Below are 16,156 nucleotides of genomic sequence, written 5' to 3'. Positions count from 1 at the left end.
GATAGCCGCCGGAACTAGACAGGCTCGACTTCCTCCCCGCGGAAAGCAGGTTCCTGCAGCGGAAAGGAACGGTCTATTATTTATTAATAAAACAATTAATTTACGAAAACAGCCAAACTTTAATAGAAAAATAGTGAAGACAATTTTTAATGTAGGAGGTTCGTTGTGATAGATAATGCCGTAAGACTACATCCAAAAGTTAGTGAATTTTTAAAAGGACCAAAAAAATTATTTATTTATGGAAAAGAGGTTGAATCTGTCAAAGGAGACACGTTTCATACGATTAATCCGGCAACAGGTGAAGTGCTGGCAACAATTTATGAAGCGAGCGAAATAGATGTTGACCTAGCAGTGGAAGCCGCATCAAAGGCTTTTGAAGAAGGAACTTGGTCAAAAATGAGCGCCTATGATCGATCAAAGCTAATGTATAAACTAGCCGATTTAATGGAACGGGATTTTGATGTTTTAGCTCAACTAGATACATTAGATAATGGGAAATCGATCAATGAGATGATCCATGGTGACTTACCAAATGCAATTGAAAATCTTCGGTATTTTGCTGGATGGGCTACAAAAATGATGGGTCAGACCATCCCTATTTCCGATTCTTTCTTAAACTATACTCATCATGAACCTGTAGGTGTTGTTGGACAAATTATTCCATGGAACTTCCCTATACAAATGGCGCTATGGAAAATAGCACCAGCCTTGGCAACCGGTTGTACAATTATATTAAAACCAGCGGAACAAACACCATTGTCTGCTTTATATTTAGCAAAACTCATAGAAGAAGCGGGATTCCCTAAAGGAGTTGTTAACATTATTAATGGGTTTGGGAAAATCGCCGGAAATGCTCTTGTTAAACATCCAAAGGTGAATAAAATAGCCTTTACTGGGTCGACTCCTGTAGGCCAAGCAATCATGAAAGAAGCAGCAAACACGATGAAACGCGTGACCTTAGAATTAGGTGGAAAATCACCAAATATCATTTTACCTGATGCAAATCTAGATAAAGCTATTCCTGGTGTATTTTCTGGCATTATGGTGAACCAGGGTCAAGTTTGCTGCGCTGGTTCTAGAGTGTTTATTCCCGACCATCTTTACGATGAAGTTGTCGATAGATTAGTAGATTATGCGAAAAAAGTTAAATTAGGCAATGGGCTTGATGAAACAACAGAAATGGGACCCCTTATCTCCCAAAGACAACAAGACATCGTAACCTCTTATATAAATAAAGGCATTAATGAAGGTGCAAACCTATTAGTTGGAGGAGAAAAGCTCGAGAAAGGCTACTTTGTTACCCCGACAGTATTTGCTAATGTGAAAGATGATATGTCAATTGCAAAAGAAGAAATCTTTGGACCAGTGGTTGCAACGATGCCCTATAGCAGCATAGATGAAGTTGTCAGGCGCGCAAACGCAAGTCCTTATGGATTGGCAGCTGGTCTCTGGACTGAAAACCTAAAAAATGCCCACACCATTTCTAAAAAATTAAAAGCAGGAACCGTCTGGGTGAATTGCTACAATCTAACGAATGCAGGCGTTCCTTTTGGAGGTTATAAACAATCTGGATTCGGCCGCGAGATGGGGTCCTATGCGTTAGACAATTATACTGAAGTTAAAAGTGTCTGGGTTAATCTAGAATAAATACCGAACCCTAACAATCCTATATATACGAGAAGGATTGTTAGGTAATCTTTTATCAATTTCATCGTCTTTTCTTCACTACCGAATATAGTAGATTTACCTTTATCTATGAAAACCGATTCAAAAAATCTGATACAACCTTACTAGAATCAATAAAATCTGAAAATTCCAAATCATACAGATGGGAATGGTCTTATGAATGAAACGAATCGATTGAAACGGAGGCTAAATTTATTTCATATTATTGCAATAGGGATTGCCTATATGTCACCTTTTGCTGTATTTGATACTTTTGGAATTGCATCCGACATTTCCTCAGGTCATGTCCCTGCAGCATACATAGTCGTATTTACCGCCATTCTTTTTACTGCTTTAAGCTATGGAAAACTAGTAAAAAGATATCCTGCTGCAGGGTCTGTTTACTCTTATACTAAAAATCTTCTACACCCATATGTGGGTATCATGGTTGGCTGGGTTTCCTTTATCGATTACTTAGCCCTTCCTATGATTAATGCTTTACTAGCAAATATTTACCTATCCGCAGCATTACCCGGAGTTCCCGGGTGGGTTTGGATTGTTGGACTAATCATCATCATAAGTATTTTAAACATCTTCGGTGTAAAGCTAGCAGCATCGGTAAATATGATACTCGTTGTTTTTCAAGTTCTAATTGGGATCATTTTTATTTTCCTAACTTATCATTCTATTACACAAGGACCAGAGCACTTTGTTACTCTAAAAAATCTATTTCCTTCTGGGAAGGAATTTTCTAGTCTTTTCACTGCTGCAGCATTACTTGCCCTAGCTTTTATCGGATTTGATGCAATTACAACACTTTCTGAAGAAACCATTCAACCAAAAAAGACCATCCCTAGGGGAATTATACTAGTTGCATCGTTTGGTGGAATCTTTTTCTTCACGGTCACCTACTTTATGCAATCCCTATTTCCAGATGTATCTACATTTAAGGATATCGAGGGTGCTTCCCCAGAAATTGCATATATGATTGGCGGAAATCTATTTTTATCTATTTTCACGGCGGGAGCTTTATTCTCCGTATTTGCTTCTGGTTTAGCAGCGCAAATGAGTGCATCACGTTTGTTGTATGCAATGGGTAGAGATAAGGTATTACCTCAACGTTTCTTTGGGTATTTACATCCAAGGTTCAACTCACCAGTATACAATATTCTATTAATTGGAGTTTTAGCTTTAACAGCCATTTTCTTAGATTTAGAAACAGCCACTTCTTTAATTAACGTTGGTGCGTTTACCGCGTTTTCCTTCGTAAATATTTGCGTTATTGTGTTGTTTTTTAAATCTAAAGAACAGTGGGCCCTCGGCTTTACGCTAGGGTATTTGATAGCCCCACTTATCGGTCTAGGTTTTATCCTATACCTTTGGAGCAGTCTCAATATCATTGCAATTACACTTGGAATTAGTTGGATAATTATTGGCATTATCTACTTAGCTATATCTAAAGGATTTTTCAAAAAGGAGCCACCAAAAATTGATTTTCAAGAACAAGAAATGTAAAGCTGCCGTGGAGAAAGAAAAATACAATCGTTTTTCTTCTTTTCTCATCAAAAAGCTCCTCCACTTGCATGATTGTTGTAAGGAAAATGAAAGGAATGATTGATAATGAAACAATCGGCTGACCTAATTATTTCAAGCAATAATGTATTTACAGGACTTTCTGATCACCCCTCCCCCGCTTCTATTGCGATTACCGACAATAAAATTATTGCTATTGGTACTAATGAAGAAATGGAACAATACGCAGATGCGCATACGAAAATTTATCAATTTACTGACCAATTAATCATGCCTGGCTTTCATGATTTCCATCTTCATATTATGCAAGGTGCCGTAGCACTGGGAAGTGTTAATCTTTTCACAGCTCGATCAGAAGATGAAGCTCTAGAAATGATTCATGAATTCGCTCAATCAAATTTGGAAAATCAATGGGTGATCGGATTTACATGGGATGCTAGCTATTGGGATACACAACAATTACCGACGCGCCATTCATTGGATCGTATCCTTCCTAATCGCCCAGCACTTATGTTTCACGCCGAAGGTCATTATGCATGGGTGAATACAAAAGCATTAGAGATGGCCAATATTCATCGTTACACAGAAAACCCTCCTTATGGCGCTATCGGAAAAGATGAGGATGGGGAACCTAATGGTATTTTATATGAAAAAGCAATGGATGCAGTTATCCGCTATGCCTATGACTTTACAAAAGAACAAAAAAGGAAACTTTTCGCGAATTTCCTCGCTCACGCTGCTAGTTTAGGAGTAACTGCTGTACATGACTTACACGCTTTAAAGCCTATCGAAGCTTTTGATATTTTCAAAGAATTTGAAGACAAAGAGCAATTAACAACGCGGATCCATTTATGGCCTGCTTTAGATGACAATCTTGAACATGTCAAACGATTGAGAGCTACCTATCAATCAGATAAACTTCGTGTGGCTGGACTGAAACAATTTATTGATGGCGTTATTACCCCTCGAACTGCTTTTTTACTCGAGCCTTATGCAGACCAACCCGAAACACGTGGCGAGACATCCTTCCCTCCCGAAACGATCAAAAAATGGGTCGTTGATGCTGATAAAGAAGGATTTAGCGTGCGTTTTCATGCAATTGGAGATGGAGCCATTCGCCTTGCTTTAGATGCCTATGAGGAGGCACAAAAGGAAAATGGTAAGCGGGACGCACGTCATTCGGTTGAGCATATCGAAGTGATTCATCCGGACGATATTAATCGCTTTAAAGAGCTAGACGTTACTGCTTCCATGCAACCAGATCATTTTGCAATGTCCGAACGTGGGGTTTATACAGAGCGAATTGGATACGAACGGGAAAAGTATGTCTTCCCGATTAATACATTACAAAAATCTGGTGCGAGATTGGCATTTGGAACTGATTTCCCAATTGATATCCTTAATCCGCTCCTACAAGTCTATCGTGCAGTAACGAGAATCGACAGCAGCGGAAAAACGGTATGGCATCCACATGAACGTATTACACTTGGCGAAGCATTGAAAGCGTATACAACCAATCCCGCTTACAGTACATTTAGAGAACATGAACTAGGTTCATTAGAAGCGGGTAAGCTTGCCGATATCGTTGTATTAGAAAAAAATCTCTTTACTGTCCCTGTAGAAGAAATTCCTAATGTAAAAGTACAGTTAACGATTATGGATGGTCAGTTCGTTTATGATCGTACTGGAGCATTGGCAAAATAATACTATTATAGCGCTGCGCTTTCTGGGGGTGGAATCAAAGATAATAAAAATTTTCGGTATGGAGGAATGATACATGAAAGATACGAATTCACCAACTCTTAAGCGCTCCCTTTCATTAAAACATGTTGTGTTTTTCGGTTTAGCCTTCATGGCTCCAACAACTTTGTTTTCAACATATGGAGTAGCTGCTCATAGTACAAACGGAATGATTTCAACGGCTTATATTGTCGCCCTATTCGTTATGTTATTTACAGCCTACAGCTATGCGCAAATGGTGAAGGCCTATCCAAATGCGGGAGCGGCCTATACATTTACACAAAAATCACTTAGTCCGCATATCGGGTTTATCATTGGTTGGACAATTATACTAGATTATATGTTCAGTCCAATGATTAGTTCTTTATTACTAGGGATAGCCATGAGGGCTTATTTCCCTTCCATTCCTATGTACATTTGGATCATTCTTTTTATCCTAATAGTTACTGTTATTAATATACTGGGAATAAAGATAGCAGCCAAGGTTAATACAGCACTTCTATTCCTACAGTTCGGAACACTTACGTTGTTCGTTGTTTTTTCAATTAAAGGACTTTTAAATGGTCAGGGAGCAGGAACACTTTTTTCTATTCTTCCTTTTATTGATTCAAATGTAGAGTTATCGTCTTTCATGTCCGTGATTCCAATTTTATGCTTTTCCTTTTTAGGCTTTGATGCGGCTACAACTCTTTCAGAGGAAACGAAAAATCCTCGAAAAACGATTCCTAAGGCGATTTATCTTATTACCATCATTGGTGGATTATATTATCTTATTGGATCATATTTTTTACAGCTAATCTGGCCCGATTTCCAATCATTTAAAGACCCGGAGGCCGCTTATATGGAAATTGCATTTTATATTGGGGGCAACTTTTTGATTAGTTATTTTCTTGCAGAAGGGATCATGGCAAGTTTTGCTTCAGCGATTGCATCCGGAGCAAGCGCTTCGCGTATTTTGTATGCCATGGGACGTGAACGTGTACTTCCTGCAAAAGTATTTGGATATCTTTCACCTAAATATCGTACACCTGTCTTCAACATAATAATCATAGGAGCCATTGCTTTAAGTGCCCTTTTCTTAAGTCTAACGACAGCTGTATCACTTATAAATTTTGGAGCACTTTTTGCTTTTACTTTCGTTAATCTGTCGGTTATCTCGCACTTTTTTTTCCGAAATAAACAGAGATCCTTTATCGGAACGATTCGATACCTTATTATTCCGTTAATCGGAGCTTCACTCACTGGTTTATTTTGGATAAAATTAGACATACATTCACTAATACTAGGAGGAACTTGGCTTCTTATCGGGGTTATCTATCTATTAAACTTAACAAAAATGTTCAGAAAACCACCTCCTGAACTTGGTTTTGATGAAGACCTCAGTAATAAGGAAGCTAATCTATAAAAAGAGAGGATCGTTTAATAATGAGTCAACAACTAGCTGATATAATTGTTTCAAGTAATGCCGTATTTACTGGGCTGTCTGACCAACCGGAGCCCGCTTCCATTGCAATAAAAGACAAGACCATCATTGCAATTGGATCTGAAGAGCAGATTAAACCTTATATAGGCGAGAATACGAAATACTATCCATTTAATGATCAGTTAATTATGCCGGGGTTTCATGATTTCCATCTTCATATTATGGATGGGGCTGTAGCGATGAACAGTGCCAATTTATTTCCTGCCCGCTCGGAAGAAGAGGCGTTAGAAATCATTCGCAAATTTGCCGAGTCAAGACCAGAAGATCAATGGGTAATTGGCTCAACATGGGATGCAGGGTATTGGGATACACAGAAATTACCGAGTCGTTATTCATTGGATCGTATTCTTCCCGATCGTCCAGCGCTTATGTTTCACGCTGAAGGTCATTATGTCTGGGTAAATACGAAGGCCTTGGAAATTGCCAATATTAATCGTGATACAGAAAACCCTTCTTACGGAATGATCAGTAAGGATGAACATGGGGAACCGGATGGCATTTTATACGAAAAAGCGATGGGGTTAGTTATTCGTCATGCCTATGATTTTACAAAAGAAGAAAAGAGAGAACTATTCGCAAAATTCCTTAATCATGCTGCTAGCTTAGGAGTAACTGCAGTCCATGACTTATTTGCAACGGAATCATTAGAAATACTTAATGATTATGATGTTTTCAAAGAATTTGAAGACAAAGGGGAATTAACAACGCGGGTTCATTTATGGCCTGCTTTAAATGGCAATCTTGAATATGTCAAACGATTGAGAGATACATATTATTCGGATAAGCTTCGAGTATCAGGACTAAAACAGTTTATCGATGGCGTTATTACCGCTCGCACTGCCTATTTACTAGAACCATATGCGGATAAACCCGATACACGTGGTGAGACGTCCTTCCCTTCTGAAACGATAAAAAAATGGGTTGTTGATGCAGATAATGAGGGATTCAGCATTCGTTTTCATGCGATTGGGGATGGCGCGATTCGTCTTGCTTTAGATGCTTATGAAGAAGCACAAAAGGTGAATGGCAAGCGAGATGCACGTCATTCAGTAGAGCATGTAGAAGTGATTCATCCTGATGATATCGGTCGCTTCAAGGAGCTAGACGTTACGGCTTCCATGCAGCCAGATCATTTTGCAATGTCCGAACGAGGTGTGTATACAGATCGAATTGGAAACGAACGTGAAAAATATGTCTTCCCGATACATACATTGCAAAAATCCGGTGCAAGGTTAGCATTTGGAACCGACTTTCCCATTGATGTCCTGAATCCACTTCTACAAATCTATCGTGCAGTATCGAGAATCGACAGCAGTGGAGAAAAGGTATGGCATCCACACGAACGAATCTCACTTGCCGATGCATTGAAAGCCTATACGGTTGGATCTGCTTACAGTACATTTAGAGAGCATGAACTAGGTACTCTGGAAGTAGGTAAGCTTGCAGACATCGTTGTATTAGAACGAAATCTCTTTGAAATCCCTGTTGAAGAGATACCCGATACTAAAGTACAGCTAACCATTTCCGACGGAAAAGTTGTTTTTGATCAATACCAGCAGTTAAATGAAAAGTAAAATTTCTAAGTTAAAATAACAAGAAGAGGTGTGACTGAGGTACCCGCCGAAAGTTAGATTTCACTCTTAACTTTTTGAGTGCAGTACATCGCCACCTCTTTTATTTTTTGTTCAATAATCGCACCCGTTTATTGAACAGTTGATTTTTTAAGATATAATATTTAGCCATCACTTCTTAAAAGAGGTTTATTACATCTAAAAGACCCACCGAAACTTCTAGATATTTTATACTCTACTTTCATTCCTCTTTTTTCTAATTGATCTCCGAAAAATTTAAATTCATGATCAGTAATATATCCATTTTCATTTATCGGAAGACCATTTGTTGCTAGTCTGGACGAGTCTTCTAATGTTACATATATTTTATCCCAATCTTTAAGCTGATCAGGTGCTCCTTCTAATAATGCTTCTTCATAAACTATCATTAGAATCACATAGTCAAGATGAAGTGGGACAACGGAACCGCCCCCTGTCCCTTTAAATTTCTACCACTTCAAAAATATAAGGTATATTCCGGTCATGATGGCCATAGTTTAGCCCATAGCCTGCTATAAATCTATCTTCTATGACAAAGCCTTTATAATCTACTTCAATATCAACTTGTCTGCGTGAGGGTTTATCGAGGAATGTACACGTCTTAATACTTTTCGGGTTTCTTTTCTTTAGAAAATCATAGACTGTTTTCATCGTATTTCCTGAATCCAATATATCATCTACGATTAAGACATCATAATCGGAAATATCCACCTTCAAACCAGAAACAATATCTACTTTTCCAGTACTTTCTTTTCCAAATCCGTAACTTGAAGTTTGCATAAATTCAATTCTAACAGGAACGGTTATTTGGCGAACAAGGTCCGCTGTGAAAATAAAACTTCCTTTTAATAACGAGATAATAAGGAGATTTTTATCTTCATTTTGGTAGTCACTCGATATCGTTGATCCTAGTTCTTTTACTTTCTCATCTATTTGTTCTTTACTATACAAAATATGTTTTTTCATCGTTTTTTACCTTCCTCGTAATTTTTTTTGAGTTTCACTTAAAATACGTACTGAATAACAAAATTACTCATAAACAGAATGGCAATCATATATAATGCAGGGTGAATTTCCTTCCCTTTCCCCATTAAGAGCTTTATTAGTGGATATAGAATAAAGCCGACTGCCATCCCATCTGCAATGCTATAAGTTAATGGAATTAATACAATAATTAAAAGTGCGGGAAAGCTCTCTGTTAAGTCTTCCATTGAGATATGAACAATATTTTGCAGCATTAGAAGCCCTATTAATATTAAAATGGGCGAAACCGCACTAGACGGAACGATTTTAATCACTGGGATAAACAGGATAGAAATAAGAAACATCAATCCAGTAACAATGCTCGTTAACCCTGTTCTCCCACCAGCAGTAATTCCCGCAGCAGCCTCCACTGATGCTACAGTGGGGCTCGTACCAAAAATTCCAGAAGTAAGAACGGAAACAGCCGTAGCCTGGAGAGATTTCTTGCTGCTTTCAGGTCGGTTTAGCATTTTACTATGCCCATGGATCAATCCGATATTTTCAAACACAATGACCATCGCAAAAGAAAGTGATGTTAGCCAAAAAATAATATTTCCTGCTTGGCTCCAAGATATTTGACCAAACACCCCAAGGTATTCATGGAAATTTGGCATAGAAAAGGACCCTCCCTCAAAAGTAGCCCCTCCTAGCCAAATGGATAGAAATGAAGTAATGATGATGCTTAATAATAAGTTCCCCGGTACATTTTTTATAAATAATAAAATTGTAATAATTAACCCAATAAATGTCGCTATTACGGTCGGACTACTTAAATCTCCAATGGCAAGAAGCGTGTGATCAGCACTTGTAATAATGCCCGCATTTTCAAAGCCGATTAAAATCAACAGAATTCCAATTCCAATTGTAATGGCTTCCTTTAAGGAATTAGGAATAGCAGAAGTAATCACGTTCGCCAACGGTGTGAAGGCAATAATAACAAAAATCAGTCCAGAAACTAAAACCATTGCCAACGCTTCCTGCCAGGAAAAGCCCCCAGATTGAACAATTGTATAGGTAAACATCGCATTAAGACCCATTCCAGGAATAATTAGCAGCGGGGTATTGCCCCAGATCCCCATGATTAAACAGCCAATAAAACTGGTTAAAATAGTTGCAATGATACCTGCCTCCATCGGGATTCCTGCAACAGCTAAAATCGTCGCATTAACTATAATGATATAGGCCACTGTTATATATGAAATTAAACCAGCGGAAATTTCTTTTCCAATCGTCGTATTATATTGCTGAAATTTAAAGAAACGCTCCATATAAATCACCATCCTAAAAATCAAATGAACATGAAAGTAATCATAACATGGACTTAACTATTCGAAAAATATATAATTTATATAGAAACCATATACTTTTTATATAGCAGGAGAAATCAATGGACATTAAACAATTGCGTTATTTTATAGCCATCGCTGAGGAAAAAAATATAACAGCGGCTGCCACTAGGCTACATATGTCTCAGCCACCTCTAAGCATGCTGTTAAAACAAATGGAAAATGAGCTTGGTGTTAAATTGTTTGAACGAAGTGGTAAGAGTATGGAATTAACAGATAAAGGCAATGTACTCTACCAAAGAGCCTTACATTTGGTAAACAGTGTAGAAGAAATAAAAAATGAATTACAGGAAACAGAGGAAGGAAAAAGAGGTGTCATTGCTGTTGGGATTAACACCCTATCACTATCAGGTTTTTCAGAGGTGCTCCAATCCTTCCACAAAAAGTATCCCTTTGTTTCAATAAAAATTGTTCAAAATGACTCATTTTATTTATCAGAAATGATAAAAACGAGGGCCATTGAAATTGCCTTTGTTCGCCTTCCACTGGAGCATCGTGGATTGACTTACCATCATCTAATAAACGAGCCATTTTTTTTCGTAACCAATAAGGAAATACACACGATTTCATTAGAGGAGATTTCCCATACCCCTCTGATCGTTCCAAGTACAGAGGGTTTGGGTATATATAGTACGATTCTTCAAGCATTTACAAGGCAAAACCTCCAACTAAACAAAATAGCTGAGTGCTCCGATATGCATACATTAATGGAATTAGTTAATGGGGGAATAGGGGCAACGATTGTTCCAAAATCGGTTTTAGATCTCTATCAGGACAAAATCCTCTACTCAATCCCGATCAATAACGCTGATTTGATGTCATCATTAGGAGTCATTTGGCTTGAAAATCATTATGTCTCTACACCTGCCAAAAACCTAATAGAACTAATAAAGGAATACTATAGACTTTCAAAATGAATACGCCAAGAGATTAAAAACCGATTCTAGCGAATACCAGCGGGGGCCCCCCACTGTCATCGAATATTAGAATCGGTTTACTGCTCATGATCCAGCGCCCCCCTACTGGCTCAGCACTTCTGGAAAATTAAAAGCCTATTCTTCGATAAAAACCAAAGAATAGGCGATCAATATTTATATAGAATTAAGATTTAATAAATGTATATATCAGGACAAGTGGTAAGAATATTTAATATCTATGATTTCATTACTTCATATAATTAATGATCACGTCTGCAAGCTTTTTATTACTATCCCATGCATGCATATTTGCATAGGTTTCCTTTAGTTTACTATAGTTCGGATGGGTTGTTAGACTTTCTTTGTTTTTAATTTGCTCAATAATTTCTTCAATATGATTAAACGTAAATGGATATAATAATTCTTCTAAATCCTCATACGCTCCTCTGGCATCTCTATATTTTTCTTCGTCATTTATATAAAGGAGTATATTCCGATTAATCGGTAAAACATCAAAGATAATTGAAGAAAAATCGCTAATGAGACAATCCGTGATTAATAATAATTCTTGGGTTTCAATATCTCCGGAAGGGATAATTACATTATCAATCGCTAAATTTTGCTTTTCCATTGAGTGCAATTTAGCAATCACGACATATTCATTCCCAATTTTAGCCGCTAATTTTCTAAGATTAATCAAGTAATTAAAATCTGGGTATTTATTTTTAAAATTATAGTCCCTCCATGTTGGTGCATATAAAATAACCTTTTTCCCATGGGAGATTTGTAATTTTTGTTTTATTTCTTCCTTTAGTATTTGATTATGGTCGTTGTCCTTAAGCCATTGTACCCTTGGATAGCCCAAGTTAATGATTTTATCACTAGAAATGGAAAAGGCACTCTTAAATTTATTTTTTCCGCCTTCCGAATCGGATAAAAGATAATCCCATTTCGCCACATCTTTTTTCTTGTTTCTCTTATGGTTCCGATTATATTTAGAAACAAACTTTTCATGACTATCAAAAAACAGCTTTTTATAGGGAGTTCCATGCCAAAGCTGAAGCCATAAAGCGCCTTCCTTTTTATAAAATGCTAAGGGGGTCCAGCTTTCAGTTATAAAGACTTTTGCCTCGCCAAGAGCTTTCCAAAATTCTGCACTCTTCGGTTTGATTCGGTATTCTAGAGGTACCGCTTCATCTTTCGTAACATAATTAATTTTCAATTCCGGATATCTTTCCTTTAAATAATCAAAAAAGTATTTAGAATTACCCGTATACCGATAATCAAAACCTAAAAATAGCACCGTATTGCTTTGAACGGGAGACGACTGATATTTCTTTTTTATTTTTTCTAGATGATATAATCGTCTTTTTTTATTTAATTTACTTTCCTTCAATTTGTTTATATAAAAATGGATATCAATCATGTTTTTTAAGCTACGATACAGTTTATAATAACGATTTAATTTTCCCTTTTTCTGTAATTTCCTTACTAACATAATCGTCTTAATTTTATTATTGATAATCAATTTATTATGAAAGTATAGCTGATTAAATAAGACAATCTTCTCAGGGATATAATAGGTTTTATTTCGGTTATTTAATAGTTCAACTGTACTTTTCACCATTTGTTTTCGGTATTTTTTTGGTATCCGTTTTTCTGAATATAGCTGCGCTCTATAAAAAAGATACTTATAAACCATATAAAAAGACTCTTCATGTCTTGGGCTAAAAATAGTTAATGACCTGGAAACGGCTGTAAGATAATCATTCATATGCACGGTAGTATGGTAGTTTGTTTTAGTAGTAGAGCTAGGATTAATCCTAACTTTATAGAATGGATTACTGACGATACCAATCATATTGGCACTCTGAACTACATTTATATAAAACTCCAGATCTTCATAAATATAGCCTTCTCCATAACGAATATGATTTTTTTCCAAAAAGTCCTTTTTGTATAATTTATTAACGGTAAAATACGATTCTGCTTGAAATAGCATTTCACATTGATCCATCTCTAACCATTCTTCAATTAGGAATAGATCATTATTAACATATACTTCTCCTCTATCACTATAGAGATACGTCCAATCACAGAGTACAAAATCACAATCTCTTAACTTTGCCTTTCGGTACATAACCTCCAACGTATTTTCATCGAGCACATCATCACTATCTAAAAAGAATATATATTCCCCTCTAGCCTCTTGTACCCCTCTATTTCGTGCAGCTCCTTGTCTTTGATTTTTGGGTTGTTGTAAAATCTTAATAATAATATTTTCTTTACTTTGATATCCTTTTATCACGTCTACAGTATTATCTTCAGAACAATCGTCCACACAAATAATTTCTATTTTCCCATTAAAGGTTTGATGATTGATTGAATCCAATGCGTCAGCTATTAAATCTTCAGAATTATATGTCGGAATAATCACCGAAATATCATACATTAATATAAACCCTCACTTCTAGAACTCTATTTAGTAAACATGATCGATTCTTCATCATAGTTCTTTACTTTTTGACCATATTTTATTTCTTTTTTATTTCGTTTGAACAAACCTGTTAATTTATTCATCACTCTTACGTAATAATTAAATTCATTCAATTTATGTATAAGACCATTTTTAGACAAGTAAAATTCAATGTTGAGACGATGTAGAGGCAAGAATATTTCAAACCCCGCATGTTTAAAGTCTCTAACGGTAACTCCCCATATTTTTATATCTTTTTTAATCTCGCTCTTAGGGCATTTCTTTAATTTTTTTCCTATTTTTATATAGATACAATCATTTTCTGTCAGACTATCGAATTCGGAACTATAGTAACCCTCTATTTTTATCCCCAACCCTACATAGCTTTTCTTTTTGATAATTATTTTATCGGAATGATGATTGTTAGAAATACTTACTCTCTTTAAAGGCCATCCATTTCTTTTTAGAGATATTAAAAATTCTTTAAAGTAATGATTCATCTTTTGCTCAAGAATGATATGATCATCCACATACCTGATGATATTGATGAAGGATACGATGAATCTTTTTCTTTCTTCCTCCTTTAAGGAATTCATAAATATTTTTGAGTTTTTCTTATATAGATATAGCTTAATATGATACACCAATAAATACTGAATATATGGTATGACCGTCCCAAACTTAGCCAGTGACAAATTGATCAGCTTCTTATAGCCGTTGTCTAACAAGTTAAACCTAGCCATATTCCCCCATGATTCATCTACTAATGAATGTCCGTTATTTTCTCTTCTATAATAATAGGCAGTGTCTGTTACGACCCCATAATCGTTATTTTCTATTAAATATTGATTGAAAGACAAGGCATCTTCCCAATAAGAAATAGATGTAACAAAACTGAATTGATTGTTTTCGTATAATTTCTTTTTTATAAAAACTCCGCCTGCATAATAATGAATAGCAGAGTACTCTTCAAAAATGTTAATGATTCGATCACCTTTACGAAAGCGATAATTGAGTGCATGGTCTTTTATAACACCTTTTGAATCAACATACTTAATTGGTAAAATTGCCAAATCTACAGGATATTCACTAAAAAAATGATCGACCTTTTCGAGAGCATTCAGCTCCAACGTGTCATCTGCATCTAAAAATCCGATATAATCTGAATGTTCCGACACCATTTTACATCCTAAATTTCTAGCAGCACCAGGTCCGTTATTGTTTGTTTCTACATATTTAATATGATTAGGATATCTTTCTTTGTATTGTTTACAAATAAGTGAACTATTATCTGTACTTCCATCATTAATAATAATCAATTCTATATGTTCTCGAAAATCTAATGTTTGATTGATCACACTATCAATTGCCTGATTGAGATAATCCATTTTATTAAAAACAGGCATGATGATTGCAAAACTCCCCAAATTTCTCCCCCCTCTTATTCTAGTATAAAAAAATCTTATCTATAATAACATAACAAATTGTCGAATTTTGTATAAAAACGTAATAATTATTAACCAAATTCATATACTTAAAGGAAACAGTTAAATCAACCCATAAATATTACAAAAATTATCTAATTATCATAAAATTGAGAGGGAATTAATTGGTCATATTTCCTTTTTGCTATTGCTTTTGGTTCAAACTGAAAGGGGGACAATGATGACAGTCGAAACCTGATATCTATAAAAGGAAAGGGATCTTAATTGTTTCCATTCTCTTTCCATATGAATTATTTTTGTTTGAACATCCTTTTGATTAATTCTGTCTTGTGTTTTCTCCCAACGAACGAAAAAATAGTTCATTTTTTAACTATCAAGAATAAAATTGTCGTATATACCTTTAACTCTAAGGAGGAATATGGAGTTTCATGTAGAAATATCTAGAAAGAGAGGAGGGTTAAATTAGCACTACAATAAATACATATATTGTATTTTATGTAAAACACAAACACTCGAAATAGGGGGATAACTAGTGAAAATTTGGATTGCCGTTCTTAGTATCATTGGAGGTATATCAGGAATAATTTCAGGATTTTTAGTTACTGCAGGTGGAACAATATTTGGAGAGAGTGATATGGCTAATGACGGGGCAGCAGTATTTTGGTTAAGTATCTTGGCCATTTTTGTAGGCTTTTTGTCTTGGGCGCCAAAACCTGCAGTTAGAAAAATATGTGGTATTTTATTAATTATTTTTTCAATTTATGGATTTTTCATTAATGGATTATTTTTTACTTTTGCATTTATCTTTTTAATGATTGCAGGATGTTTAGCTTTATTTATGAAACCTAAAAAGAAAATTAATGATGTCACTGCTTAAGCATGTGTGGGACAACTTATTAAGGAGCCCTATTCTTTATT

Annotated in this window: 12 protein-coding genes; 7 read left to right on the top strand and 5 right to left on the bottom strand. The window is 35.8% G+C overall.

What is annotated here, in order from left to right; all coding sequences use genetic code 11:
- The first annotated feature begins 168 nt into the window (after nt 1-168).
- The 5 genes from NST63_RS03640 (at nt 169) to NST63_RS03620 (ending at nt 7,995) form a co-directional block, all read left to right on the top strand.
- Entirely contained in the window at nt 169-1,647 is a 1,479-nt protein-coding gene (locus NST63_RS03640; RefSeq protein WP_445663901.1) for an aldehyde dehydrogenase family protein, read from the top strand.
- A gap of 195 nt (nt 1,648-1,842) precedes the next feature.
- Complete coding sequence (locus NST63_RS03635; protein WP_341041292.1) at nt 1,843-3,180, top strand: APC family permease; 1,338 nt, start codon at nt 1,843-1,845, stop codon at nt 3,178-3,180.
- Nucleotides 3,181-3,285: 105 nt separating this feature from the next.
- Nucleotides 3,286-4,902 (top strand): amidohydrolase, encoded by a 1,617-nt coding sequence (locus tag NST63_RS03630; protein ID WP_341041290.1) that lies wholly within the window; start codon nt 3,286-3,288, stop codon nt 4,900-4,902.
- Between the two features lie 73 nt (nt 4,903-4,975).
- Nucleotides 4,976-6,343, top strand: coding sequence for an APC family permease (locus NST63_RS03625; RefSeq protein WP_341041289.1), 1,368 nt, complete (start codon nt 4,976-4,978; stop codon nt 6,341-6,343).
- Between the two features lie 20 nt (nt 6,344-6,363).
- Nucleotides 6,364-7,995 carry an amidohydrolase gene (locus NST63_RS03620; RefSeq protein WP_341041288.1) on the top strand — a complete coding sequence of 544 codons (1,632 nt, stop codon included), beginning with the start codon at nt 6,364-6,366 and terminating at the stop codon, nt 7,993-7,995.
- A 161-nt stretch (nt 7,996-8,156) separates the two neighbouring features.
- Here the strand turns inward: NST63_RS03620 and NST63_RS03615 are convergent, their stop codons facing one another.
- Genes NST63_RS03615 through NST63_RS03605 form a run of 3 tightly spaced genes read right to left on the bottom strand, consistent with a single transcriptional unit; the run spans nt 8,157 to nt 10,322 of the window.
- On the bottom strand, nt 8,157-8,420 hold the full coding sequence (locus NST63_RS03615; protein WP_341041287.1) for a hypothetical protein: 264 nt from the start codon (nt 8,418-8,420) through the stop codon (nt 8,157-8,159).
- A 52-nt stretch (nt 8,421-8,472) separates the two neighbouring features.
- Nucleotides 8,473-8,997 (bottom strand): hypoxanthine phosphoribosyltransferase, encoded by a 525-nt coding sequence (hpt, locus tag NST63_RS03610; RefSeq protein ID WP_341041286.1) that lies wholly within the window; start codon nt 8,995-8,997, stop codon nt 8,473-8,475.
- A 38-nt stretch (nt 8,998-9,035) separates the two neighbouring features.
- Nucleotides 9,036-10,322, bottom strand: a complete 1,287-nt coding sequence (locus tag NST63_RS03605; protein ID WP_341041285.1) for an NCS2 family permease — start codon at nt 10,320-10,322, stop codon at nt 9,036-9,038.
- Between the two features lie 119 nt (nt 10,323-10,441).
- Between NST63_RS03605 and NST63_RS03600 the strand changes: the two genes are divergently transcribed.
- Entirely contained in the window at nt 10,442-11,317 is an 876-nt protein-coding gene (locus NST63_RS03600; RefSeq protein ID WP_341041284.1) for a LysR family transcriptional regulator, read from the top strand.
- A 247-nt stretch (nt 11,318-11,564) separates the two neighbouring features.
- Here NST63_RS03600 and NST63_RS03595 read toward each other — a convergent pair whose 3' ends face one another.
- On the bottom strand, nt 11,565-13,769 hold the full coding sequence (locus NST63_RS03595) for a bifunctional glycosyltransferase/CDP-glycerol:glycerophosphate glycerophosphotransferase (RefSeq protein ID WP_341041283.1): 2,205 nt from the start codon (nt 13,767-13,769) through the stop codon (nt 11,565-11,567).
- A 26-nt stretch (nt 13,770-13,795) separates the two neighbouring features.
- Nucleotides 13,796-15,220, bottom strand: coding sequence for a glycosyltransferase family 2 protein (locus tag NST63_RS03590; protein ID WP_341041282.1), 1,425 nt, complete (start codon nt 15,218-15,220; stop codon nt 13,796-13,798).
- Between the two features lie 550 nt (nt 15,221-15,770).
- Here NST63_RS03590 and NST63_RS03585 point away from each other — a divergent pair.
- On the top strand, nt 15,771-16,115 hold the full coding sequence (locus NST63_RS03585; RefSeq protein WP_341041281.1) for a hypothetical protein: 345 nt from the start codon (nt 15,771-15,773) through the stop codon (nt 16,113-16,115).
- Nucleotides 16,116-16,156 lie beyond the last annotated feature (41 nt).

The organism is Heyndrickxia sp. FSL W8-0496 (assembly GCF_038007825.1).
Lineage (GTDB): Bacteria > Bacillota > Bacilli > Bacillales > Bacillaceae_C > Heyndrickxia > Heyndrickxia oleronia.
Note: the sequence above shows the minus strand (reverse complement) of the source record. Positions and strands in the feature narration are given on the sequence as shown.

Coding starts and splice junctions, on each gene's coding strand:
- NST63_RS03635 (WP_341041292.1), top strand. CDS start 1,843: ATGAATGAAACGAATCGATTGAAACGGAGGCTAAATTTATTTCATATT.
- NST63_RS03630 (WP_341041290.1), top strand. CDS start 3,286: ATGAAACAATCGGCTGACCTAATTATTTCAAGCAATAATGTATTTACA.
- NST63_RS03625 (WP_341041289.1), top strand. CDS start 4,976: ATGAAAGATACGAATTCACCAACTCTTAAGCGCTCCCTTTCATTAAAA.
- NST63_RS03620 (WP_341041288.1), top strand. CDS start 6,364: ATGAGTCAACAACTAGCTGATATAATTGTTTCAAGTAATGCCGTATTT.
- NST63_RS03615 (WP_341041287.1), bottom strand. CDS start 8,420: ATGATAGTTTATGAAGAAGCATTATTAGAAGGAGCACCTGATCAGCTT.
- hpt (WP_341041286.1), bottom strand. CDS start 8,997: ATGAAAAAACATATTTTGTATAGTAAAGAACAAATAGATGAGAAAGTA.
- NST63_RS03605 (WP_341041285.1), bottom strand. CDS start 10,322: ATGGAGCGTTTCTTTAAATTTCAGCAATATAATACGACGATTGGAAAA.
- NST63_RS03600 (WP_341041284.1), top strand. CDS start 10,442: ATGGACATTAAACAATTGCGTTATTTTATAGCCATCGCTGAGGAAAAA.
- NST63_RS03595 (WP_341041283.1), bottom strand. CDS start 13,769: ATGTATGATATTTCGGTGATTATTCCGACATATAATTCTGAAGATTTA.